The sequence below is a fragment of the Microvirga sp. P4_A5 genome (assembly GCF_056402495.1).
On record NZ_JBFUHH010000065.1, the window covers coordinates 1 to 24563 of the forward strand.

Consider the following 24563-nt stretch of genomic DNA (forward strand, 5'->3'; position numbering starts at 1 on the left):
GTCTGAACGCCTTCGAGCGCCGCGCTGCCGGGTCCTGCGAGCGCAGAGAGTTCGAAACCGTCATCGCTGCCCTGCCCGTCGTCGATGGCGCGGGCTCTGAAATAGAATGCGCCGACCTGCGCCCCGGTGAGTTCCACCGCCGCCTCGACCACATTGCGCATGATGTGGTCGATGGCGAGTTCGCCGGCCAGCATGGTGCCGGTCCGGTTGAGAACCTCGAGCGCCGCCGTCTCGGTCTGCAACTCGCCGGTCCGCAACGCCACTTCGTCCGCCAGGAAAGCCGCGGTCGCGGCCTGTTCGCGATACTGGCGTCCGGCGAGCGCCGTCAGGGCGACCAAGGCCACGAAGGCGATGAGCGCGAACGCACCGTAGAGGCGGGTCTGTCCGATCCAGGCGTTCCAGTAGGAATCCTCGGGAACGCTGATCGCAATATAAAGAGGCAATTGTCCGATCTGGTGATAGGCGGCCCTGCGCGGGTCACCGCCAGGATTGTACGAATACGTGCCGGCCTGACGCGCCGTCGTAACGGCTTTCTGAAAAGGTTCATGATCGCCCACCACGAACGAAATCCCGTCGAGCGGCGGTGGATATTGCGCCAGGATCCTGTTGTCGGTGGCGCGGACCAACGTGATGCGACTTCGCTTGGGCAGCCGCAAATTGGCCCAGTAATTGTTGAAATAGCTCAATGCCACGGTGACCGAGACGATGCCGCGGAACGACCTGTCGGGATATTCCAGGCGGCGGCTCACCATGAAGGTCGCTTGCTTCGTGATGCGCCCGATGATCGGCTCACCGATGAAGAGCCCTTTGTCCGACGCGGCTTGCTCCTTGAATGCGTCCCGATCCGAGGCATCGGAAAAGGGCGTCGGGAACGCCGCCGATGTCAGGCGCAGCCTGCCGGTCGAATCGTTCAGCCAGATATCGTCCACATAGGGGAGCGCCCGCTTGATCGCGTTGAGCTGTTCCCACAGCCTCCGTGACGGCTCGATCGTATACCAGCTCTCATCCTCGACGAGCGCCGCGGTCTGTCGCAACGTGAGATCCGAGACCTCGAACAGACGCGCGGCGTGATCCGCCATGAAGAAGGCGTTGCTCGCCATGTCCGCTTCGTTGCGCTGGATGAGGCGGCCGCGCTGCTCGAGAGCGATGTAACCGAAAGTGGCGAAAATGAACGCCACGCCGAACAGTCCCATGATGAACGCCACCCGCCCCCGGGTCGGGGAGGATCGGTAGCCGAACGATCGCAAGAGCCCGCTGGACCATTTTTTCGGTTGTTGTTTCAACACAATCCCATCAATAGACCCCGCCCCCGGCGTTGGCTGCTTATACCAAGGCGGGGTGGCTGGAAACCCGACGAAAGCCAAGCCCCGTCGGGTGCCACCCCGCCTGGCGCCGCGAATGTATCTGAGTTGCAAGGGGGCTTGCGGCGGGAACCGGAACTGAGCATTCTGCCCCGGTCCTTCTTCGACGCGATCCGGTCAGAATTCAGGCACTCCCAGCAGCGGAACATCATCCATGCCCAAACTCTCTCGTCGTCAGACCCTCGGACTCGGCCTCGGCGCAGGTCTTTCCGTCACCATGCTCGGCAGCCACGAGGAAGCGCAGGCGGCCACTCCCAACGTGACCTTCAGCCTGCTGCTGGTGAACGACATCTACAAGATGTCCGACGACAAAGGGCGCGGCGGGTTTGCCAAGCTGGCGGCGGTCGTGAAGGCCGAGCGCGCCCGGGGCGTGCCGATGCTGTTCTGCCATGCGGGCGACACGTTCTCGCCCTCCCTCATGTCGGGCTTCGATCAAGGCGCGCACATCATCGAATTGACCAACATGATCAAACCGGACGTCTTCGTGCCGGGCAACCATGAGTTCGACTTCGGCAAGGACGTCTATCTGAAACGGATGGGAGAGGCGAATTTCCCGTTCTTTGGCGCCAATATGCGCCAGGCCGACGGATCGCCGATTCCCAAGATGAAGGATTCGGCAATCTTCGACCTCGGTCCGGTCAAGATCGGCGTGCTCGGTCTCGCGCTGTCGGGAACGCCCGGCATGTCATCGCCCGGCGACATCAAATTTCTTCCCGAGATCGAAACACTCAAAACCGAGGCGGGAAACCTGCGTAAGCAAGGCGCCGACATCATCGTGGCGGTCGCTCATACCGACCGCGACATGGACTACGCCATCGTGCGCACGCGCCTCGTCGATGTGCTGTTGTCCGGCCACGACCATGACCTCGCCATCGGCTATGACGGCAAGACCGTGATGGTCGAGTCCAACGAAGAAGGCAATTTCGTCACCGCGATCGATTTCGTTGCCACCGTCACGGGCGAGGGCAAGGATCGTAAGGTGGCCTGGGCGCCGAGCTTCCGCGTTCACGATTCGGCGACCATCGACGCCGACCCGGAGGTGCTGGCGGTCGTCAAACGCTATGAGGGCGAGTTGTCGAAGGAACTCGATATCGAGATCGGCACCTCGAAGAACGAACTCGACAGCCGGTCGGCAACGGTGCGTTCGCAGGAAGCCGCCATCGGAAACCTCGTCGCCGACGCCATCAGGGATTCGACCGGGGCCGATGTGGCGATCACCAACGGCGGCGGCATCCGCGCCAACAAGCAATATCCCGCGGGCGCAAAGCTTTCCCGCCGCGATATCCTGTCGGAACTGCCGTTCGGAAACTCGACGTCGCTCGTCGAGGTGACGGGCGCCGATATCAGCGCGGCTCTGGAAAACGGCGTATCGCAGATCGAAAATCGCGCAGGCCGTTTCCCGCAGGTCTCCGGCCTGACCTTCGAAGTCGACCCCAAGGCCCCGGTCGGCGCGCGGGTCAGCAATATCACCGTCAACGGTCAGCCCATCGACCCGGCCAAACGCTACAAGGTGGCGACGAACAATTTCATGCTGACGGGCGGCGACGGCTATGCGTCGTTCGGAAAAGGCAGGGTGCTGATCGGACTGACGGACGGAAAATTGATGGCCAACGAGGTCATGGCCTATGTGCGCAAGGCCGGGACGGTCGACGCAAAGGTCGAAGGTCGTATCGTCATTCGATGACGGGGYCCGCCGCGCGCGCACTCGCGCGATTCCGCTCGACGCAGCACGGCGATTCCGCGTGGACCGCGCTTCCGTTCTTCAAGGACGGAGGCGCCGATCGCGTGATCGAGCAGGTTGACGACGCCATGGCGTCGGGACGCCACGTGCTGCCCCCTCCGGAGGCGATCTTCGCCGCCCTGTCCCTGACGCCTCTCGACACGGTGAGGGTCGTCATCGTCGGACAGGACCCTTATCCGACTCCCGGCGATGCGCATGGCCTCGCCTTTTCGTATCGCGGCGCGCGCCGGCTGCCTCCCTCGCTGCGAACGATCCTGTCCGAAATGGCGGAGGATCTCGGCGTCCCCACGCCGTCGCGCGGCGATCTCAGCGCCTGGGCCGAGCAGGGCGTCCTCCTCTTGAACACGGCGCTCACCGTCGAGGCCGGTCTTGCGGGCGCACATAAGAAACTCGGTTGGTCGGGGCTGGTCGAGCAAGCCGTCTCGGCCGTCTCGGACCGGCAGCCGGCCGTGGTCTTCCTGCTCTGGGGCGGGCCGGCGCGCCGACTCGCGGACCGCGTCGACCGCGCGAAACATCTGGTCATCGAAGCTGGGCATCCCTCCCCGCTCAACCGCCTGCGGGATTTCAAGGGTTCTCGCCCTTTCAGCCGGGCCAATTCGTGGCTCGCCGCGCGCGGGCTGGCACCGGTCGATTGGAGCCTCGGATAGCCGCCTCCGTTTTGCCTCCATTAACCATGATGGCTCATGGTGCGCTTCGAAACGTCCCAAACAAGCATCCAGAAGACCGAGCCATGACACCTCGCACCCGCCTTCGATGGCGTCTCGCCTGCCTCCTGGCGCTTTGCGTCTCTCCCGCATGGGCGCATCCTCACGTGTGGGTGAGCGCGCGTGCCGAACTGGTCTATGCGCCGGACGGCAGGATCTCGGGCGTGCGCCATGCCTGGACGTTCGACAAGGGGTACTCGGCCTATGTGATCCAGGGTCTCGACAAAAACGGTGACGGACAATTCTCGTCCGAGGAATTGCAGGGTCTCGCGAAGGAGAACACCGAATCGCTGGTGGAATTCGACTATTTCACGGTGCTGAAGACCAACGGCAAGAAGCAGGAATTCGGCGCTCCCCGCGACTACCGCATGGCGCATGATTCAGACGGTGTCACATTGCGGTATTTTCTCCCGCTCAAGAGCCCATCTCCCAACAGAATCGTGTCGCTCGAGATCTACGACCCGACCTTCTTCATCTCGTTCGGGCTCGCCGAGGGCAATGACGCGGTGACACTCGCGGGCGCGCCGCAAGGTTGCGCGACCAGCATCACACGGCCGAAAAATGTCGAACCCAGCCAACAGCAATCCATGTCGGAATCGTTTTTCGAGACGCTGACCGCTGCGTCCAGTTTCGGAACGCAATTCGCCAACAAAGCCATCATCGCATGTCCGTAAGCGACGCCGCGTTCGCGACGGCCCCTGCTCGCATGGCACCGCGCCTTTTCGTTACCTTCCTCGCGGTAGCGGTGGTTGCGGCCTGCATAACGCTCATCGTTTGGTGGCTTGCGCCCACCGCCGCGCCCCCCGTGCGCAATCCGTTCGGCATGGGTTTGCGCGAGGCGGCGCCCTACGGCGATATCGGCGCGTATATTCTGGCGGTCCAGAGCGCCTTTTACAAAAACCTGCAGCAGGCGCTTGCCGCGGTGAAGGCCCACGGGGACGCGATCTGGTCGCTGCTCTCGATTGGCTTCGCGTATGGAGTTTTCCACGCGGCCGGTCCCGGCCACGGCAAGGGCGTGATCGCTGCCTATCTGGTGGCGGACGAGCGCGCGCTCGCGAAAGGCTTCGCGTTGAGCCTTGCTGCGGCGATCGTGCAGGCTCTCGTCGCCATCGCGCTGGTCGGCATCCTCGCCATCCTGTTCAACGCCACAGCCGCAACCATGAGCCGCGTCTCGACCGGGGTGGAGATGGCGAGCTTCGCGACGGTGGCGCTTCTCGGCGCCGCTCTGACATGGCGCAAGAGCGGCAAACTCCTCGGCACCTGGACATTCAGCCGCAATCCGTTCGCCGGCGTCCAAACGGAGGATTGCGACCATGTCCACCTGCCGCCGCCCGAAATGCTCAACCGGCTGACGAAATGGCGTGAGCTCGCCGCCGTGGTGATCGCGGCCGGCATTCGGCCCTGCGCGGGCGCGCTGGTGATTCTCGTCTTCGCGCTGTCGCAAGGTCAGTTCGCGGTCGGCATCGCCGCCACCTTCGCGATGGGGCTCGGCACGGCGCTGACGACCGGAGCGATTGCGGCGCTGGCGGTTTTCGCCAAGACACTTGCGCTGCGGATCGCCGGCGGGCGTGGGGCGGCTGGCGCGGTCGCGGTCGCGGCAATCGAACTTCTCGCAGCAGCCTTCGTGCTGGTGTTGGGCGCGAGCCTGCTGTTCGGCGTGTGGTCGTCCAGCGTTTCGAGTTGATTTCAAAGACCCATCGCGACGCCATCCCCGCGCGGATCATGCGCTGCCTCCACCCGGCCATTGCGCGGGTGTCGGAGGATCATGCCCGCTTGGCCCATGTCGTCCGCGTAGCTGGCGATCTCCTCGACCTCGTGGCCCCGTTGCGCGAGCGCGCGCAGCAGCCCCGGATCGAACCTGTCTTCGACCCGCAATAGAGCGCCTGACGCCGGGCCGCGCGCCAATAACCAACGAGGTGCATCCACCGCATCCGCGAGCCCCATGCCATGCTCGGCGTAATGCGAGAAGACCTGCGCCTGGACCTGCGTCTTTGCGCCGAAGGCAAGCACCCGGTGATCGGCGAAGACTGCGAGCGCGGGGTTGAGCGAATGAGGCGGCTTGCGGCCCGGCATCAGGGACCTGTTGCTCGCCGCCTCGAGCGAGAAGGCAGCACCGCGATTATGCCAGAGAATCCCGGTCGTCGGCAGCACGCAGCCCGATCCGAACGGCCCGTGGACGGATTGTTCATAGGAGACGGCCAGTCCGTCCTTGTCGATGCAGCCGATCCAAACGCGGGTCCCAGCGACGCCACTGGGCAGCGACAGCGAGGCCGCGCGATGCGCATCGATCTGGAGCGCCTCACGCTCGCAATGGCTGCCCGCGAGAAGGTCTGCCGGATCTCCCTCGATCTCGCGCGGATCGGCCACGAGATCGCGGCTTGCGACATGTGCGCGCTTGTAAGCCTCGATCATTCGATGAAGGTCGTCTGCGCCTCTCTGTCCACCGCGGCTCAACCGATCGGCTATTCCGAGCGCCAGCAGGGAAGCGATGCCCTCAGTCGGCGCAGGCAGGCTGAAGATTTCGGCTTGCCGCAGGCGGATCGAGAGCGGATGGGCCACGCGAGCGCGGTAGGTCTCGAGATCGCGCCTGAGAATCGGGCTTCCGATCCGTTCGAGATCGAGCGCGATCTCACGCCCCACATCGCCGCGGTAGAAATCCGCCAGACCCGCGTGTGACAGGCGCTCCAGCGTGTCGGCAAGCTTCGGCTGGCGGCGGACGGTGCCGGCTGGCAGAGATTTGCCGTCGACGAGGAAAGTCGCGGCGAAAAGCGGGGCGTCCCGCAAGGCGGGATGGATGGGAACGCGGCCCTCCGACGGCGCGATCACGTAACCCTCGCGAGCCACCCGGATGGCGTCCCCCATCAACATATCGAGAGGCAATTGCCCGCCGAGGGCGCGGGCGAGATCGAGGGCCAGCGCCCAGCCTGCCGCGACCCCCGCGATCGTGAGGGCGGCATCAGGGCCATGGGCAGGAATGTTCTCGTATTCCCGCTTTCGATAGCGCTCGATTGTCGCCAGCGTGCCGGCGGGGCCGGACGCGTCCAGCGCATGAACCCGTCCTCGCGGCTCCCGGACGATGAAGAAGCCGTCGCCGCCAAGGCCGTTGAGATGCGGCAGAACGACCGCGCAGGTCGCCGCCATCGCCACCACGGCTTCGACGGCGTTGCCGCCCGAGGCCAGGATCGACTGGCCGATTTCTGCCGCGCGTGCGTGGGGCGCCGCGACGGCGGCTGTGGAGAAGACCGGGGTTTCGAGCATGGGCGCGACCCTATGCGAGAATCGCGGAACTTGCACGCGGGGGCGGATTTGGGCTACCTCCTGTCTCGCGAACGGAGAATGAGACCTTGGCCCAGCCGAAGCGCGTCAACTGGCGCAACCTGATCACCATCACGAGCATCATGATCCTCATCGCCACCGAGGTCTTCGGGGTCGCGATCGCGGGCGGTTGGGCGATTGCCGGCTTGTTCGAGCTCGGTCACGTGGTCGGCTTCGTCCTGATGGGCCTGTTCAGCCTCATCGCCGCCTATGTGATGGTCATGGTCTGGCGCCTTTGCAACAAGGTCGAGCCTGTCATCCAGGGCGCTTAAGGCGTTCGCTCGCAGATTCTCATGGTCACCGGGTCGGCTTCAGCCGGCACGTAGCTGTTCATCTCCCGGCATTTGCCCGCGATGCAGATCCGCCAATCCGCCGTCGCGCCCGACCGGCGCATGACCACTTGCGATTGCGGTGGAAGATTCGGCTGCCATTTCCACATGCCGTCGCGGAACTGGGCCCCGGGGGGCGGGTCCATTCCGGCGCCGGAGCCCTGCACGCGCGCCTCGACGAGTTCAAGCCCGACGGGGCCTRCTCGCCAATCTTCCTCCCAGACGGTCTTCTGGACCGAATGCGTCCAGGCCAGCGTGATCGCGCCGGCCAGAAGCGGCGCGATCTTGGAGCCGGCGACCAGACAGATCATCCGTTGATGGCGGGTGTTGCGACCTGGCGGGTTCGCCAGACGTGAAATCCGATAAAAGCGAGGGCCAGGAGGAAGCCGGCCTCGTCCGTGATCGGCACGGCAAGGACCAGCAGCGCGGCGGCGGCGGCGGCCCAGAGGCGCTCCCACCACGCCAGGGGGGAGCGGAAATAGCCCACCGCGGCCACCCCCCAGAGGAAGAGTGCCAGACAGGCTTTTACGACTACGTAGGCAACAGCGAACCAGTAGCCGGCCCCGGAGAGCCCTGCCACCGGCTGCAGCATCAAGGCTGGATCGTAGACCGCCATGTAGGGCACGATGAACCCGGGAAGCGCGATCTTGATCGCCTGAACGCCGATCTTCATGCCCGATACCTTGGCCATCGGGGCCGCGGCGAAAGCCGCGAGAGCGACCGGCGGCGTGAGGTCCGCCATGATGCCGAAATAGAACACGAACATGTGCGAGACGATCAGCGGCACGTCGAGATTGAGCAGGATGGGGGCGGCGAGCGACGACGTGATGATGTAGTTGGGGATCGTCGGGATGCCCATCCCGAGGATCAGGCTGAAGATCATCGTCAGCACCAGGGCCAGGAACATGTTGTCCTTGCCGATCGAAATCATCCAGGTGCCGATGATCGTGCCCAGCCCCGTCAGCGTCATGGTGCCGATGACGATGCCCACCACCGCGCAGGCAAGGCCCACCGGCAGGGCCTGCCGCGCCCCGTCCGCCATTGCGTCGACGCATGCCTGAAGGGTCAGCCGCCCACGCCCCGAAAACGCGTTCCAGATGGCGAGGAGCGCGACGACGGCAACCACGAGGGTCACACTGGAGGCGAGCGAATAGGCGGACAGCAGCGCGAGGCCGATCCAGAACGCGATCCGCAGGGCCGGCACCGCCAGTCCTCCAACGATGGCGATCCCCATGATCAGCGCGACGGTCAGCGAGAGACCGACGGCCCCGGCGAAAAGCGGCGTGTAGCCGGCGAAGAGCAGGTAGACCAGGACGCCAAGTGGCGTGATCAGGTACCAGTTCTTCTTGATTTCGGTCCAGGCGTTGGGCAGTTCGTCCCGCGGCAGGCCTTTAAGGCCGCGCTTGCCAGCCTCCAGATGCACCGCCAGATAGCAGGCCGCGAAGTACAGGAGCGCCGGAATGATCGCCGCTTCGACGATCTTGGCGTAGGGCACGTCGATGGTCTCGGCCATGATGAAGGCGACCGCGCCCATGACCGGCGGCATGATCTGACCGCCCATCGAAGAAGTGGCCTCGACGCCGCCGGCGAAGGCAGACGGGAAGCCGAAGCGCTTCATCAGCGGAATGGTGAATTGCCCTGACGCAACCACATTGGCGACGCCGGAGCCCGACACGGTGCCCATGAGCGCCGAGGAGGCGACGCAGACCTTGCCCGGCCCGCCTTGGGCGCTGCCGAAGGCGGCCATTGAGATGTCGTTGAAGAAGTCGATGACGCCGGCCTTCTCCATGAAGGCGCCGAAGAGGATGAACAGGAAGATATACGTCGCGGAAACCAGTGTCGGGACCGCATAGATGCCTTCCGTCCCGAACGACATGTGTTCGATCACCTGCTCCACCGTATAGCCGCGATGGTCGAGCGGCGCCGGGAGCCAGTTGCCGATCAGGCAATAGGCGAGAAACACAGTGGCGACGATCGGCAGCGCGATGCCCATCACCTGCCAGACGAGATAGATCAGGATGATGAGGGCTGCGATTCCCACCACCATGTCGAGATGGGTGAGTTCACCGGAGCGCACCAGCAAATCGTTGTACAGCGCCCATTGATAGAGGCCAACGGCGAAACCCGCGACGCCGATGGCCCAGCCGAGGATGCGAGTCGTCGATGACCCGGCACGATGATTGGCCACCATCGCGCCGGCGACCAGGCACAGGAAGCCCACGTGCAGGGCCCGTACCACCTGGCTTGGAAGCGAGCCCCCGAAGTGGACGATGAGGCCGAACGCGACCGCGATGGCGAGCCAGGCCAGCACGCCATCCACGACGCTTTGCCCACGCACCACCTGCAGGACCAGCCAAGCGGCCCAGACCGTCATTGCCACCGCAAGGAAATGATTGAGTGTGATGCTGGAGATAAAGGGCGCGTCGAGAGGGATTCCGAACGAGGTGACGACCTGGAAGGTCGAAAACGAAACGGCGATCCAGAACAGGATTCGACCGACCAGGCCTTCGCCGAAACTTTCCGGGAGGCCGTGTTCCGGATTGATGATGACCGCCGGGGCTTCCATCTTGGCTACTTCAGACACGGTCTCGCCCTGGCTCATGCGCACAATCTCCGGGAACTTGTAATCAGAAAATAAAAAGCCGGAGCAGTTCACCTGCCCCGGCTCGATTGTCAAATTGTTCGAAGGACTTACGAGCCCTGTTTCTTCACGCCCTTTTCGTCGAGATATTTCTGCGCGCCCGGATGCATCGGGACGGGCATGCCGGCGAGGGCGCTTTCGAGCTTGATGTCACGGGCCGCCGCATGAGCAGAGGCGAGGTCCGGAAGGCTTTCATAGATCGCCTTCGTCATCTGATAGACCTTCTCGTCCGACATGCCCGAATGGGTAACCAGGTAGTTGACGACGGCCGCGGCCGGCACGGCGACGGTCTGGCCGTCATAGGTATTGGCCGGGATGTTGACCTTCACGTAAGGAGCGCCGACCTTGTCGACGACAGCTGCCGGAATCTCGACGACGGTGATGGGCACGGAGCTGGCAAGATCGCGGATCGACGATACGCCGAGACCCGCCGATTGCAGCGTCGCGTCGAGCTGGCGGTTCTTCATCAGCTCGACAGATTCGCCGAACGGCAGATACTCGACCTTGCCGAGATCCTTATAGGTCAGGCCGGCGCCCGCGAGAATCGCCCGCGCATTAAGTTCGGTGCCGGATTTCGGAGCGCCGACGGAGAGCCGTTTGCCTTTCAGGTCCGCCAGCGTCTTGATGCCCGAATCCTTCGAGGCGACGATCTGGATGTAGTTCGGATAGATGGCGGTGATCCCGCGCAGTTTGTCGAGCTTGCTCTTGAAACCGGCTTCCTCGTCACCCGCCCAGCCGAGCGCAAGACTGTCACCCAGAGTGAAGCCGATCTCGCCCTTGCCCTGCTGAAGCAGGGTCAGGTTTTCCACCGACGCCTTAGTGGCCTGAACGGATGGACGGCTGCCCRGAACCTTGTCGGTGAAGACCTTGGAAATGGCGACGCCCAACGGGTAATAGACGCCCGACGTGCCCCCGGTGAGGATGTTGACGAAATCCTGTGCCTGCGCGGGGAGGCTCGCTCCTGCCAGAGCAAGGGCGGTCGCGGCCCCCATAAGGTGGCGCGTGAAACGTGAAGGCATGATGTTAACTCCCTGTGACGGCACCCTTTCGTCGGCGCCTGTGTGTGGCGCCAGTTTGACGGCTGACGCGAATTTCTCAAGAGGTTATGAGTGACTTAATCCTGCCACGTTGGTCGGGTGGGGCTTTTCTCCCAACAGAACAGATGCCGGTTTTCATGTTCGATCGTCGCCAGTTCCTCCAATATGCCTCCGCCACCGCGGGTCTCGCAGCCTCTGGATTCTCGGCCCCTGCGCTCGCGCAGCAGGGCCTCAAGATGTCCGACGCCGCGCCGTTTTCCTACGAGGCGCTGAAAAAGCAGGCGCGCGACATGGCAGCAATGCCCTATGTGCCGCCGCCTCGGCCCTCGCCCGAAATCCTGGAGCAGATCGATTACGACGCCCACGGCAAGATCAGGTTCAAGACCGATCTGGCCTTATGGGCGAACGGTCCGGGCGAGTTCCCCGTCACGTTCTTCCATCTGGGACGCTATTTCCAGAAGCCCGCGCGAATGCACGTGGTGGAGAAGGGCCAGGCCCGGGAGATCATTTACGACAGCACCTATTTCGACATGCCGGCGGATTCCCCGGCGCACAAGCTGCCGGACAATTCGGGATTCGCCGGCTTCCGCTTTCAGGAACCGCGCGGCGGTACGCTCGATTGGCGCAAGAACGATTGGGTCGCGTTCCTCGGGGCATCGTATTTCCGCGCCATCGGTGAGCTCTACCAATACGGCCTGTCGGCCCGCGGACTCGCGGTGGATGTCGCGGTTTTCGGAAAGACGGAGGAATTCCCCGACTTCACGCACGTCTATTTCGAGACGCCCGAACCCGGCTCCGACACGGTAACCGTCTATGCGCTTCTCGACGGACCAAGCGTCGCCGGCGCCTACCGTTTCGTCATGCAACGGGCCAAATCCGTGATCATGGACGTCGACAGCACGGTCTTCATGCGCCAGGAGGTGAGCCGCCTCGGCATCGCGCCGCTGACCTCCATGTATTGGTACTCCGAAAAATCGAAGGCTACTTCTGTCGATTGGCGCCCCGAGATCCACGATTCCGACGGGCTTGCCATGTGGAGCGGGACGGGCGAGCGCATCTGGCGCCCACTCAACAATCCGCCACGGATCATGACCTCGTCCTTCAGCGACACGAATCCGAAGGGCTTCGGTCTCTTGCAGCGCGATCGCAATTTCGACCATTATCTCGACGGCGTTTATTACGACCGCCGTCCCTCGCTCTGGGTCGAGCCACAGGGCAACTGGGAGCGTGGCGCGATCCAGCTTGTGGAGATCCCCACCGACGACGAAATCCACGACAACGTGGTGGCCATGTGGGTGCCGGCGGAACCCGCCCTGCCCGGCCGAAGCTTCGCGTTTCGCTATCGCATGCATTGGTCGGCCGACGAGCCCTATCCGACACCGCTCGCCCGTGTGGTCGCGACCCGGTTCGGGAATGGCGGGCAGGCCGGGACGATCCGCCCCAAGGGCGTGCGCAAGTTCATGGTGGAATTCCTCGGCGAACCACTCACGCGGCTACCCAAAGGTGTGATCCCGCAGCCGGTCCTGACCGCTTCGCGTGGGAGCTTTGCCAATATTCTAACCGAGGCCGTGCCGGACGACGTGCCGGGGCATTGGCGCACGCAATTCGATCTCACGGCCGCCGGAACGGACCCGGTGGAGTTGCGCTGCTACCTGCGTCAGGGCGACCAGGTGTTGAGCGAAACCTGGCTCTACCAGTATCATCCAACCCCTTAAACCCGGCAGATCCGGGACGTCACAGCACCCCGTATAAAATACTATACCCCCCTAGAAATCGGACTTGGGACGCGTTAAGTTTCGGGCTATGCCGCACCATCATTCCCATCAGCAAGCGCACATGCACGACCACGCGCATGCAATTCATGCCGTCGCGGGAAAGCCCACCTTCTCGCTTCTGCGGCTCTCAGCCGCCGAGCGGCTCTTGGGCTCGGCATTGCTGATCTGCGGTTTATGGCTGCTCGTTTTTCTGGTTCTGACGTGAGCCCCGGCATGAACAAAGGTTCGTCGATCCGTTTCGACGAGGTGACGCTCGGCTATGGCCGTCACCCGGCCGTCCATCACCTCGACGGCGAGATCCATGCGGGCAGCCTGACGGCGATCGTGGGTCCGAACGGCGCCGGCAAATCGACCCTGCTCAAAGGGATTGCGGGCGCCCTGCGGCCGCTGGAAGGGCATATCCGCCTCGATCTCTCGTCTCCGGCAGCCGTCGCCTACCTGCCCCAGGCGGCCGAAATCGATCGGACATTTCCCCTGTCGGTCTACGATCTCGTGTCCATGGGCCTCTGGTCCCGCTCGGGAATCCTCGGGGGGATCGGGCGGGGTGACCACACCCGCATCGAGGAAGCGCTGTCGGCCGTTGGCCTCACCGGATTCGAGAGGCGTCCCATCGGGACGCTGTCGGGCGGCCAGATGCAGCGGACCCTTTTCGCTCGCCTGCTGTTGCAGGATGCGGCCGTGATCCTCCTCGACGAGCCCTTTACCGCCATCGACGCCAAGACGATTGCCGACCTGCTCGACCTCGTTCGGCGTTGGCACGCGGAATCGCGCACGGTCGTGGCGGTGCTCCACGACATCGACGTCGTCAAACGCGTGTTCCCCGAAACCCTGCTCATTGCGCGCGAGCCGGTGGCCTGGGGCGCCACGGCCGATGTGCTGAGCGGCGAAAACATGCTCAAAGCACGCCGGATGGTTGAAGCCTACGACCCCCATGCGGCCGCCTGCCATCGCAGCGCCGCGTGATGGATACCAGCTCCGTTCCAACCGTCACGCCATGTTCGAATTTCTGATCGCGCCCTTCGCCGATTTCGGGTTCATGCAGCGGGCCCTCGTCGGTGTCGTCGCCATCGCGCTCGGCGGCGGCCCTGTGGGCGTGTTCCTGATGCTGCGCCGCATGAGCCTCACGGGCGACGCCATGGCCCACGCGATCCTGCCCGGGGCGGCCGTCGGCTATCTGCTCGCCGGCCTCTCGCTCCCTGCCATGACTGTCGGAGGATTGGTGGCGGGCGTCGTCGTCGCGGTGGCGGCGGGGCTCGTGTCTCGCTTCACGGCACTGAAGGAGGATGCGTCCCTCGCGGCGTTCTACCTTCTGTCGCTGGCACTCGGCGTCACCATCGTGTCCCTGCGCGGCTCCAACGTCGACCTCCTTCACGTGCTCTTCGGCACCGTGCTGGCGCTGGACGACAACACCCTGCTTTTATTGGCGTCCATCTCCACCCTCACCGTGATGGCGCTCGCCATCCTCTACCGCCCGCTGGTCCTGGAATGCGTCGACCCGATCTTCCTGCGCTCTGTCAGCCGTGCCGGAACCCCCACCCATCTCGCGTTTCTCGGCCTCGTAGTCCTCAACCTCGTCGGCGGATTTCATGCGCTGGGGACGCTTCTGGCCGTCGGCATGATGATGCTTCCCGCCGCCGCATCCCGATTTTGGGCGAGCGATATCACCGCGATGATGATCGTCTCCATCCTCATCGGCATGGTGTCGGGAGTCGGCGGCCTGCTCCTGTCGTTCCACCTCGAATTGCCTGCCGGTCCTGCCATTATTCTGACGGCCGGCATCGTCTACGTGATGTCCCTCGTGTTCGGACGGGAGGGCGGATTGTTGTGGCTTATGTTCCCGGGCAGGCATCTCGAGGCCTAACCAACGAGGACCGTTCCATGCTCACGAGAAGATCCGCCCTCTCGATGATCGCAGGCTGCGTCGCGCTCGCGGGGTCCTCCCTGGCCGCCGCCGCGCAGACGCCGGCAAAAATCAGGGCCGTCGCCACTTTTTCGATCCTGGCCGATGTCGTCGCAAATGTCGGCGGCGACCGGGTTGAGGTCACGACCCTCGTCGGGCCCGATGGCGATGCGCATGTGTATTCCCCGACGCCCGCCGATGCCCGTCGCCTGAGCGAGGCGAAGATCGTTTTCATCAACGGACTGAAGTTCGAAGGCTGGATCGACCGCCTGGTGAAATCGTCCGGCACCAAAGCCCCCACGGTCGAGCTCGCCAAGGCCGTCCAGCCCTTGAAGAGCGAAGACGGTCACGGCCACGGCGCGATGGATCCCCACGCCTGGCAGGACGTCTCGAATGTGAAGCTGTACGCCGCGGCGGTCCGCGATGGGCTGGTGGCTGTCGATCCGGACGGAAAGGCCGTCTATGAGGCGAATACGGCCGCCTATCTGGCGAAACTCGACGCGCTCGACGCCGGCATCAGGGCCCTGGTCGACGGCATTCCGAAGAGCAATCGTCGCATCATCACGTCGCACGACGCGTTCAGGTATTTCGAGGCCGGCTACGGGATCGCGTTCGTCGCGCCGCAGGGTGTCTCCACCGATGCGGAGGCCTCGGCCGGCGATGTCGCCAAGATCATTCGGCAGATCAAGCGCGAGAAGATCACGGCGGTCTTTGTCGAGAACGTGTCGGACCCCCGGCTGATGCAGCGGATCGCCAGCGAGACCGGGGCCAAGCTTGGCAGCCGGGTTTATTCGGACGCGCTGTCCGGCCCGGGCGGGCCCGCTCCCACTTACATTGACATGATGAGACACAATATAAGGGCCTTCAGCGCGGCTTTGTCGAGCTGACCGGCTTTCCGTCATGCCCGCCGTTGCGGGCATGATTTTTGCAATCTGGCTCTGGAACCTTCCGATGTCCGACAAGATCCCCATAACGGTCCTCACCGGCTATCTCGGCGCCGGCAAGACCACGCTTCTGAACCGCATCCTCACGGAACCGCATGGCAAGAAATATGCCGTGATCGTCAACGAATTCGGCGAAATCGGCATCGACAACGAACTCGTGGTCGGCGCCGACGAGGAAGTGTTCGAGATGAACAACGGGTGCATCTGCTGCACCGTGCGCGGCGATCTCATCCGCATCATCGACGGGCTCATGAAGCGCAAGGGCAAGTTCGACGCCATCATCGTGGAGACCACCGGCCTCGCCGATCCGGCGCCGGTGGCCCAGACCTTCTTCATGGATCAGGACGTGTCCGACGCCGCCCGTCTCGACGCCGTCGTGACGGTCGCGGATGCCAAATGGCTGTCGGACCGGCTGAAGGACGCTCCCGAGGCGAAGAATCAGATCGCGTTCGCGGATGTCATCGTTCTCAACAAGATCGACCTGGTGTCCCCCGAGGAACTCGACGAGGTCGAGAGCCGCATCCGCGCCATCAACCCCTACGCCAAGCTTCATCGCACGCAGAATTGCGCGATCCCGATCAGCGAAGTGCTCGATCGCAACGCCTTCGACCTCGACCGCATCATGGAGATCGAGCCCGATTTTCTCGAGCAGGGCCATCACCATCATCACGATGAGGACATGCAATCCGTCGCCGTTCAGGTGGATGGGGAAGTCGATCCTGAAAAATTCATGCCCTGGATCTCCAATCTCACGCAGGTCGAGGGTCCCAACATCCTGCGCTGCAAGGGCATCGTGGCATTTCCGGGCGAGCCAAAGCGCTTCGTCTTCCAGGGCGTGCACATGATCCTCGACGGGGATGTGCAGGACGATTGGAAGCCGGGCCAGAAGCGCAGTTCCAAGGTGGTGTTCATCGGCCGCGACCTGAACGAGAAGGCCATCCGCGAGGAGTTTCTCGCCTGCGCGGTGTGAGCCGTGCTATGGGGCTTGCGATTCAAGAGATTGCCGAATGACCGCTGGAACAGCCCCCTCCCTTTCCCAGAACGTCGCCGCCTTTGACACGGGCGCGCATGTCACGGCGCTCGGCTGGTTGAAAGGCACGCTCGCCCTCGGCCTCGGCGATGGCGCGGTGGTGCTGGTGACGGGCGATGAGACTCGTCGCATCGAGGCGCATCCCAATGCGGGACTCCTGACGGGAATCAGCGACGGGAGGCGTTTCGTCACCGGCGGTGATGACGGCCGGGTGGCCGCCACGACTGCCGACGGCACGACCGAAACGCTCGCCGAGACAAAGGGCGCGTGGATCGATTCGGTCGCGCTCAACAAGGACGGTTCGGTCGCTTACGGCGCCGGAAAGCGCGTGATCGTACGTGACGAGAAAGGCCGGGAGAAAACGCTGGACCTGCCATCGGCTGCGCGCGGCATCTCCTTCGCGCCGAAGGGCTATCGCCTTGCCATCGCGCATTACAACGGCGCCACCCTGTGGTTCCCGAACACGGAGGCGAAGCCGGAAGTTCTCGAATGGAAGGGCTCGCATCTCGACATCACCTGGTCACCCGATGCGCGGTTCCTCGTCACCTCCATGCAGGAAAATGCCCTGCATGGCTGGCGGCTCTTGCCCGACAAGGGCAACATGCGCATGAGCGGCTATCCGTCGAAGACACGCTCGGTTTCCTGGTCGGGGGATGGCAAGTGGCTCGCGACCTCCGGCGCGGAGGCCGCCATCCTGTGGCCCTTCGACTCGAAGGAGGGGCCGATGGGCAAGCAGCCGCGCGAATGCGGCGTGCGCCCCGCGAAGGTCGATCGCGTCGCCTTTCACCCGAACACCTTCGTGCTAGCCGTCGGCTACGAGGATGGGTGCATCCTGCTCATCCGCCTTGCCGATGCGGCGGAATTGCTCGTTCGGCCCGCCACGAAAGAAAGCGGCATCACGGCCCTCGGTTGGGATCACGGCGGCAAGCGCCTCGCCTTCGGCTGCGAGGACGGCCAGGCCGGCATTCTCACGCTTCCCACATGAGGTAGGGCTTGGCGCGCTTCGGAGCTTTCCTCAAGAATGCGCTCGGCGCGCCGAAAATCGATGCCGATGCCGTGCGGCGCGTCAAGGATTGGGCGCGCGAGGCCATTCATGCGAGCGACGACACCGTCTTCGCGGTCAATGAGATCGTGTGCGCGGATCCCGCTTGCCCGGGCTTCGAAACCGTGATCCTCGTGATGGCGCCGGGCGCGAAGACCCGTGCTTGCAAGATCGGCAAAGGTCTGTCCGACATTGCCGAGGCGGACGTCGTGGCGGCGCTGGAAGTTTGAGGAGACAGCATGTCCCGCGTTATTCGCATTTGTGCCGTCGGCTGCGGTCTTCTCGGCGGACTCGTCGCCTCGCAGGGTCCGGAATTTTCCCAGCAATATCGCCAGCGCCTCGGCGGCGGCATCGATGAGTTGAAGCAGGTCGTCGGGCGTTTCGAGGCCGATGCCCGCGCACAAGGGGAGACGCCGGAGAGCGCGGTCACGCGTCTGCGGGGAAATGCGGACGAGCTTGCGGGGCGCCAGGGCGCGGCCATGCAGGGGAACATCGATCGGCTTGGCAACCTGGAAACTCACCGGCAGAAAATGCTCGATGCCGGGCCCTTCGGTCGCGTCGCCTTGATGGTGCGGGACGGCGATGTGGACATCATGAACGCCGCTTACCGCGATTTCGAGCCGGCGGTTCCGGTCACCCAGGAGGGCCTCGTGTCGACGGCTTTCGGGTTCGTCGTCGTGTGGGGCGCCATTCTGCTGCTGGCGAGTTTTGCGCGCAGCCTCTTTCGGCGTCGCGTGCCGTCTGCCAAGCGTGCTTGATCAGGCCGTCGGCGGCTTTCCTGAGAGCGCCACGTAGAAGCCCAGACCGTCATGAGCCGGCAGTGTGTGGAGCCGGTCGATCCAGGCCCGTTTCCTGGCCTCGAGAAGAGCCTTGCCAACAGGCTGGAACAGCGTCTCACCTCCGCCTTCCGGGGGCGGCGAGAGGCGTATTGCGACGGTCTTGGCACCTCCAAACCGGCTGCGTTCCAGCATATCCTGGATCGCCACCGCAGCCGCTTCCCGCGTGGCGTCGCGCAGATCCAACACCGCGTCGGCATCGGCGACGCCCAATGCGCCGCGAAGCTTGTCCGCATAAAAATCTTCGAAGTGCGGCATGTCGATCCTCTGGTGATCGTGGCCGGCGGTGAGGCCGGCCACAAAAACAAATCTTAACGCACCAGCACGTTCCGGAACTGCCACGGATCGGAGGTGTCGATGTCTTCATCGAAGAAACCGGGCCTGCCCTCGAGCGGCGTCCAATCGGTGTAGACGCCGATGACGGGGCCGAGATACGGCATCTGCACCTCGAGGCAGCGACGGAAGTCGATGTCGTCGGCTTCCACAATGCCAGCTTGCGGATTCTCCAACGCCCAAACCATCCCGGCGAGAATCGCCGAGGTCACCTGAAGCCCCGTGGCGTTCTGATACGGCGCGATCTGGCGCGTCTCCTGGATGGAGAGTTGCGAGCCATACCAATAGGCATTCTTCGCATGGCCATAGAGAAGCACGCCGAGTTCGTCGATCCCGTCCGCGATTTCGTCCTCGGTGAGAATGTGGAACGTGTCCTGCGGCTTGCCCGCCCTGCCGAACATCTCGTGCATCGACAGCACCGCGTCGTTGCAGGGGTGGTAAGCGTAGTGGCAAGTCGGCCGGTAGGTGACCTTCTCACCCTGGCGTACCGTGAAGTAGTCGGCGATCGAGATGGCTTCGTTATGCGTCACCAGATAGGCGCGCTGAGCCTGAGCGGTCGGTGTCCAGGACCGCACATAGGTGTCGGCTCCGGGCTGGAGAAGGTAGATCGCCGCCTGTGAACCGGCCGCATGCGTGCGCCCATTCTCGGGCATCCACTTCTCATGGGTTCCCCAGCCAAGTTCGGCCGGTTGCAGGCCCTCGGAGACGAAGCCCTCGATCGACCACGTGTTGACGAAGACGCCCATGGGCTTCGCCGATGTCGCGCGCTGCGTATCACGCTCGGCGATGTGGATTCCCTTCACGCCGACGCGGCTCATGAGGTTTGCCCAATCGTCGCGGGTTTTCGGCTCGTCGTGCTCGACGCCGATATCCTTCGCAACGTTCAGCAAGGCCTGCTTGGTGAGCCACGACACCATGCCGGGATTGGCGCCGCAGCAATTCACCGCCGTCGGACCTCCCGGATTGCGGCGGCGCGCGTCGAGTATGATCTCGCGCAATGCGTAGTTCGTGCGCGCCTCGGGCCCCGCACTGGTGTCGAAATAAAAACCTTCCCAGGGCTCGGCCACCGTATCGATGTAGAGCGAGCCCAGCTCACGGCACAGTTCGAGGATGTCGCGCGACGAGGTATCGACCGACACGTTCACGCAGAAACCCTGCCCCCCGCCTTCCGTCAGAAGCGGCTCCAGGACAGCGCGGTAATTCGCAGGCGTCAGGCCCGTATGCACGAACTTGATGCTCCGGGCGTCGAGCATGTGCCGGTCCTTGTCGTCCGGGTCGATCACCACGAGGCGGCTGCGGTCAAATTCGAAATGACGCTCGATCAACGGCAGCATTCCTTTTCCGATCGAGCCGAACCCGATCATCACGATCGGTCCAGTGATGCGGCCATGGATGGGCGGATTGGTCATGTCGAGTTCTCCTTCATCAGTCTTTGGGCAATCGGGGTCTTCAAACGCATATGGGCCGCACCATCGGTTCCGGTGCGGCCCATAGTCAATCGTCGAGAATATCTCAGGCGGCCAGCGGCAGCCCGCCAAGCCTGCCCTGAGCGGCGGCAGCCACGAGAGCCGCCAGGTCCGGCTTCGGCTCGAACTCGCCGCTTGCCCACACGAGACCGCGCGCGCCCTCAAGGGCGCCGGCCTCAAGGGCCAGGCCAAGGAAGCGCTCGCGCTCATAGGGGCCCGGCATCCACAACCCGCCGGTCGCGTCCGGGGAGAAGCCGAATCGCTTGTAATAGGCGGCGTCCCCGACCAACACGACAGCCTTGTGGCCCAGCGCCGTGGCGCGACCGAGCGCCTCGCGGATCAACTTCCCGCCGAGACCCAGGCTCTGGCAGGAGGGGGCGATGGCGATCGGCCCGAGCATAAGCGCGGGTCGGTTCGCACCCAGTGAGACGTGCCACAGGCGGACGGTGCCGATGATGGCGCCATCGCGCTCGATTACGAGCGACAGGCCCTGCGCCGGCACGCGGCCTTCACGCAGCCGTTCGCAGGTCTTCTGGAACCTGTCGGCTCCGAAGCAGGAATCGAGCAGTGCCTCGCGCGCCTCGATATCGCGCATCGTCTCCTGGCGGATCTTGATCATGGCCGTGGCCTCCCGTTGGGGGTGAGCGACAGCCCTCGCACCTGCTCGAAACCGAGCAGGCCGTCCGGGACAACTCTTTGGGAAAGGTTGGTGCCCGCCTCGATGACCCGAGGCAGGCGGGACGTGATCTAGATCACGTAGGACTTCAAGGGCGGGAAGCCGTTGAACGCGACCGCCGAATAAGTGGTCGTGTAGGCGCCGGTGCCTTCGATCAGCACCTTGTCGCCGATCTCCAGCGAGATGGGGAGCGGATAGGGCTCCTTCTCATAGAGAACGTCCGCGGAATCGCAGGTCGGGCCTGCGAGCACGCACGGAACCTTGCGGTCGTGGTCGTGCTCGGTGCGGATCGGGTAGCGGATCGACTCGTCCATCGTCTCGGCGAGACCGCCGAACTTGCCGATGTCGAGATAGACCCAACGCACCTCGTCCTCGTTCTGGCTCTTCTTCGAGACGAGAACGACCTCGGCCTCGATGATGCCTGCATTGCCGACCATACCGCGACCCGGCTCGATGATCGTCTCGGGGAGACGGTTGCCGAAGTGCTTCGAAAGCGCCCGGAAGATCGACTCGCCATAGAGCTTCACGGCCGGAACCGACTTCAGGTACTTCGTTGGGAAACCGCCGCCGAGATTGACCATCGACAGGTGGATGCCGCGCGTGGCGCATTCGCGGAAGATCCCGGATGCCGAGGCGAGAGCCTGGTCCCACGCTTCCGTGTTGCGCTGCTGCGAGCCCACATGGAACGACACGCCATACGCCTCGAGTCCCTGCCGGAAAGCATGCTCGAGCACGTCGACCGCCATCTCGGGCACGCAACCGAACTTGCGCGACAACGGCCATTCGGCGCCGGCGCCGTCGCACAGGATACGGCAGAACACCTTGACGTCCGATGCGGTGACGCCTGCCACCACGGCAGCGCGAGCGACCTTCTCGACCTCGGCTTCGCAATCGACCGCGAAGAGGCGCACGCCGAGCGCGAGGCTGCGAACGATGTCACGCTCCTTCTTGATCGTGTTGCCGAACGAGATCCGATCAGCCGTCGCACCCGCGGCCAGAGCCAGCTCGATCTCGACCACCGACGCGGTGTCGAAGCACGAGCCGAGATCCGCCAGCAACTTGAGCACTGCAGGGTCGGGATTCGCCTTCACGGCGTAGAAAACGCGCGTGTCGGGAAGGGCACGGGAGAATTTGGCGTAGTTGTCGCGCACGACATCGAGGTCGACGACGACGCAAGGTCCGTCCTCACGTCGGTTGCGCAAAAATTCGCGAATACGCTGAGTCACCGGCGTTCTCCCACAAAGGCTCAATGGAGGCTCTCAGGCCTCCGGATTGAAGTTCAGACGCTTTAGGACCCGTTGAGGGCCCTTGACGTCCGGCGTCAGCGGGGAAAACGACATTGCGCGATCGTGCGATGGAGACACGAGGGTGCAACGGGCGCTTCACCCGACGATGCTGCCTTGGTTTGGAGAGGGAATTTCCCTGTCCGCACGCGCGGCAATGATAAACAAGCCTCTTCGGTGTTGACCTTTGGAGGGCCAACGAGACCAAAAAAGCCCGTTCGTCGTTGCTTAAGTCACGTCCCCCGTTGAGAACGGGGTACGCCGGTTTCGCCTCCGGCTGCCGGTTAGGGGTATCGAGAACTAGGACGCTCTCGGGCGGCTGTCCGGCCTCTTGTCCGGATGCCCACCAACCGGCACGTAACCACGGGCACGTGCGAAATTGGGCAGGACCGGAGATAGGCGCAGTGTCCCCGGATCACAAGTGTTTTTTGATCCCTCGGGGCATTTTTTTTGAGGATTGTTTTCGCTGAGGGCCCGGAATCCCTCTATTCAGCCTTTATTAAGCGGGAGCGGTAGACGGAGAGGGCGGTGGGACCCATTTCAGGATCACCCAAACCCGTTCGTTTCAGCCCGAAAAGAGCACCTCTGCTTCCATGATGACCCCCTCTCGCCGAATCATTCTGCAAGGCCTCCTCGCCAGCGCCGCCACTAACGTCTGGGCACAACAGCAGAATGGGGCGCCCGCGCCGAATCCGTTCAAATTCGAGGATGTCGTTCGCCGGGCTCGGGAACTCGCCGGCGCCCCCTACGAGGCCGCGCCCGCCCAACTTCCGGAACCGCTCAACAAGCTCAGCTTCGACGATTACCGCGATATCCGCTTCCGGCCCGACCGGGCGCTCCTCGGGTCYGGCGGCAGCCAGTACCGGATGCAGCTGTTCCACCTCGGCTTTCTCTATCAGCGCCCCGTGACGGTGAACGTCCTCCGCGACGGAGTCCCGACTCCGGTGCCGTACCAGCGCGAATTGTTCAATTACGGCCGGAACAAGATCGAGCGCCCCCTGCCCGTCAATCTCGGCTTTGCCGGGTTCAGGCTGCATTACCCGATCAACACTCCGAAAGTTTTCGACGAGGTGATTGCTTTTCTCGGCGCCAGCTATTTCCGGTTCCTCGGCGCGGACCAGAAATACGGTCTCTCGGCCCGGGGGCTCGCCATCAACGTCGAGGGCGGCGAGGCCGAGGAATTCCCCTATTTCCGGGAGTTCTGGATCCAGATGCCGACGCCTGACACGGACCGCATCACCATCTTTGCATTGCTCGACAGCCCTTCGGTAGCGGGCGCCTATCGATTCATTCTCTATCCTGCCCGTGAAACCACCCTCGAAGTCACCGCCACCCTGTTTCCTCGCCAGACTATCGCCAATCTCGGCCTCGCACCTCTCACCTCGATGTATTACCAGGGCGAGAACGACCGGAAGAGCACCGACGATTTCCGGCCTGAATTGCACGATTCGGACGGACTCCTCATGCATTCGGGGGCCGGCGAGTGGATTTGGCGGCCGCTGCGCAACCCAGCCAAGAAGACGATCTCGTCATTCAGCGACAACAACCCCCGCGGCTTCGGACTGATGCAGCGCGATCGGGTCTTCGAAAACTACCAGGACTTGGAGGCCCATTCTCACCAGCGGCCCGGCTACTGGGTCGAGCCCATGGGCGAGTGGGGTGAGGGACGCATCGAACTCGCCGAGATCCCGACCCACGATGAAACCCACGACAACATCGTGGCCTATTGGGAGCCCAACCGCCCCTACGAGCCGGGTCAGGAGATCAACGTTTCGTACCGGCTCCGGTCGGTCGCCGCGATCACCGGAATGCATCCCGGCGGGAAAGTGATCAACACCTTCCTGACACCGCCGCGCGCAAGCGGCTCCAACGCGCCCAGCGACCCCGCGCATCGCCGCTTCATCATTGATTTCGCCGGTGGCGACCTCGGTTATTATCTTGCTGACCCGGAGCAGGTTAAGGTGGTTCCCTCCCTGTCGAATGGAAAGATCACCCATAGCTTCATCATGCCCAACGAACATACCGGCGGCTTTCGCGTCGCGGTCGACGTGCAGCTCGAGCCCGGACAATCGACGGATCTGCGGGCATTCCTGCGCGCCGGCAACCGGGCGCTGACTGAGACCTGGACTTACCCCTGGTCGGTGGAATGA

General features: G+C 63.8%; 24 protein-coding genes. 15 read left to right on the forward strand and 9 right to left on the reverse strand.

The features are described from left to right. The coding region (locus AC1DVM_RS15855) for a hypothetical protein (RefSeq protein ID WP_477255806.1) at positions 1-1193 on the reverse strand (1193 nt) is incomplete at its 3' end. Positions 1194-1515: 322 nt separating this feature from the next. Between AC1DVM_RS15855 and AC1DVM_RS15860 the strand changes: the two genes are divergently transcribed. The 4 genes from AC1DVM_RS15860 to AC1DVM_RS15875 all read left to right on the forward strand — a co-directional run bounded on the left by AC1DVM_RS15860 (position 1516) and on the right by AC1DVM_RS15875 (position 5490). After that, positions 1516-3045, forward strand: a complete 1530-nt coding sequence (locus AC1DVM_RS15860) for a bifunctional metallophosphatase/5'-nucleotidase (protein WP_477255808.1) — start codon at positions 1516-1518, stop codon at positions 3043-3045. After that, entirely contained in the window at positions 3042-3749 is a 708-nt protein-coding gene (gene ung / locus AC1DVM_RS15865; RefSeq protein ID WP_477255810.1) for a uracil-DNA glycosylase, read from the forward strand. The genes AC1DVM_RS15860 and ung overlap by 4 nt, the downstream gene beginning before the upstream one ends. A gap of 83 nt (positions 3750-3832) precedes the next feature. Then, positions 3833-4480, forward strand: a complete 648-nt coding sequence (locus AC1DVM_RS15870; RefSeq protein WP_477255812.1) for a DUF1007 family protein — start codon at positions 3833-3835, stop codon at positions 4478-4480. Positions 4481-4512: 32 nt separating this feature from the next. Next, positions 4513-5490 carry a nickel/cobalt transporter gene (locus AC1DVM_RS15875; protein WP_477255814.1) on the forward strand — a complete coding sequence of 326 codons (978 nt, stop codon included), beginning with the start codon at positions 4513-4515 and terminating at the stop codon, positions 5488-5490. 2 nt (positions 5491-5492) lie between these two features. On the opposite strand, the gene AC1DVM_RS15880 is transcribed toward AC1DVM_RS15875, so the two are convergent. Beyond that, positions 5493-7064 carry a gamma-glutamyltransferase family protein gene (locus tag AC1DVM_RS15880; protein ID WP_477255816.1) on the reverse strand — a complete coding sequence of 524 codons (1572 nt, stop codon included), beginning with the start codon at positions 7062-7064 and terminating at the stop codon, positions 5493-5495. Between the two features lie 86 nt (positions 7065-7150). Here AC1DVM_RS15880 and AC1DVM_RS15885 point away from each other — a divergent pair, with 86 nt between their 5' ends. Then, complete coding sequence (locus AC1DVM_RS15885) at positions 7151-7393, forward strand: hypothetical protein (protein WP_477255818.1); 243 nt, start codon at positions 7151-7153, stop codon at positions 7391-7393. On the opposite strand, the gene AC1DVM_RS15890 is transcribed toward AC1DVM_RS15885, so the two are convergent. From AC1DVM_RS15890 to AC1DVM_RS15900, 3 genes are all read right to left on the reverse strand, one after another. Continuing rightward, positions 7390-7761 (reverse strand): DUF1850 domain-containing protein, encoded by a 372-nt coding sequence (locus AC1DVM_RS15890; protein WP_477255820.1) that lies wholly within the window; start codon positions 7759-7761, stop codon positions 7390-7392. The two genes, AC1DVM_RS15885 and AC1DVM_RS15890, sit on opposite strands and share 4 nt — an antisense overlap. Beyond that, entirely contained in the window at positions 7758-10052 is a 2295-nt protein-coding gene (locus AC1DVM_RS15895) for a TRAP transporter permease (RefSeq protein ID WP_477255822.1), read from the reverse strand. Before AC1DVM_RS15895 ends, AC1DVM_RS15890 begins: the two co-directional genes overlap by 4 nt. An 89-nt stretch (positions 10053-10141) precedes the next feature. Further along, positions 10142-11110, reverse strand: a complete 969-nt coding sequence (locus tag AC1DVM_RS15900) for a TAXI family TRAP transporter solute-binding subunit (RefSeq protein ID WP_477255824.1) — start codon at positions 11108-11110, stop codon at positions 10142-10144. Positions 11111-11265: 155 nt separating this feature from the next. Between AC1DVM_RS15900 and AC1DVM_RS15905 the strand changes: the two genes are divergently transcribed. The 9 genes from AC1DVM_RS15905 to AC1DVM_RS15945 all read left to right on the forward strand — a co-directional run bounded on the left by AC1DVM_RS15905 (position 11266) and on the right by AC1DVM_RS15945 (position 18577). Continuing rightward, positions 11266-12843, forward strand: a complete 1578-nt coding sequence (locus AC1DVM_RS15905; RefSeq protein ID WP_477255826.1) for an OpgD/OpgG family glucan biosynthesis protein — start codon at positions 11266-11268, stop codon at positions 12841-12843. Positions 12844-12964: 121 nt separating this feature from the next. Then, positions 12965-13108 (forward strand): hypothetical protein, encoded by a 144-nt coding sequence (locus AC1DVM_RS15910; RefSeq protein ID WP_477255828.1) that lies wholly within the window; start codon positions 12965-12967, stop codon positions 13106-13108. Between the two features lie 8 nt (positions 13109-13116). Beyond that, positions 13117-13866, forward strand: coding sequence for a zinc ABC transporter ATP-binding protein AztA (aztA, locus tag AC1DVM_RS15915; protein ID WP_477255830.1), 750 nt, complete (start codon positions 13117-13119; stop codon positions 13864-13866). 31 nt (positions 13867-13897) lie between these two features. Continuing rightward, a complete protein-coding gene (locus tag AC1DVM_RS15920; protein WP_477255852.1) occupies positions 13898-14764 on the forward strand; it encodes a metal ABC transporter permease in 867 nt (288 codons plus the stop codon). Positions 14765-14781: 17 nt separating this feature from the next. Next, entirely contained in the window at positions 14782-15690 is a 909-nt protein-coding gene (locus AC1DVM_RS15925) for a metal ABC transporter substrate-binding protein (protein ID WP_477255832.1), read from the forward strand. 64 nt (positions 15691-15754) lie between these two features. Further along, complete coding sequence (locus AC1DVM_RS15930; RefSeq protein WP_477255834.1) at positions 15755-16717, forward strand: CobW family GTP-binding protein; 963 nt, start codon at positions 15755-15757, stop codon at positions 16715-16717. Positions 16718-16754: 37 nt separating this feature from the next. Continuing rightward, the gene (locus AC1DVM_RS15935) at positions 16755-17762 is read left to right on the forward strand and encodes a WD40 repeat domain-containing protein (RefSeq protein WP_477255836.1); all 1008 of its coding nucleotides are present in this window, start codon (positions 16755-16757) and stop codon (positions 17760-17762) included. A gap of 8 nt (positions 17763-17770) precedes the next feature. Then, positions 17771-18049 (forward strand): hypothetical protein, encoded by a 279-nt coding sequence (locus AC1DVM_RS15940; RefSeq protein WP_477255838.1) that lies wholly within the window; start codon positions 17771-17773, stop codon positions 18047-18049. A gap of 9 nt (positions 18050-18058) precedes the next feature. Next, positions 18059-18577, forward strand: a complete 519-nt coding sequence (locus AC1DVM_RS15945; protein ID WP_477255840.1) for a DUF2937 family protein — start codon at positions 18059-18061, stop codon at positions 18575-18577. Here AC1DVM_RS15945 and AC1DVM_RS15950 read toward each other — a convergent pair whose 3' ends face one another. From AC1DVM_RS15950 to AC1DVM_RS15965, 4 genes are all read right to left on the reverse strand, one after another. Then, positions 18578-18913: a hypothetical protein gene (locus AC1DVM_RS15950; protein WP_477255842.1), complete on the reverse strand. Its 336-nt coding sequence runs from the start codon at positions 18911-18913 to the stop codon at positions 18578-18580. A 53-nt stretch (positions 18914-18966) separates the two neighbouring features. Next, the gene (locus AC1DVM_RS15955; protein WP_477255844.1) at positions 18967-20397 is read right to left on the reverse strand and encodes a homospermidine synthase; all 1431 of its coding nucleotides are present in this window, start codon (positions 20395-20397) and stop codon (positions 18967-18969) included. Between the two features lie 103 nt (positions 20398-20500). Continuing rightward, positions 20501-21073 (reverse strand): GNAT family N-acetyltransferase, encoded by a 573-nt coding sequence (locus AC1DVM_RS15960; protein ID WP_477255846.1) that lies wholly within the window; start codon positions 21071-21073, stop codon positions 20501-20503. A 128-nt stretch (positions 21074-21201) separates the two neighbouring features. Then, positions 21202-22356, reverse strand: a complete 1155-nt coding sequence (locus tag AC1DVM_RS15965; RefSeq protein WP_477255848.1) for a type III PLP-dependent enzyme — start codon at positions 22354-22356, stop codon at positions 21202-21204. A 650-nt stretch (positions 22357-23006) separates the two neighbouring features. On the opposite strand from AC1DVM_RS15965, the gene AC1DVM_RS15970 reads away from it, so the two are divergent. Further along, positions 23007-24563 (forward strand): OpgD/OpgG family glucan biosynthesis protein, encoded by a 1557-nt coding sequence (locus AC1DVM_RS15970; protein WP_477255850.1) that lies wholly within the window; start codon positions 23007-23009, stop codon positions 24561-24563.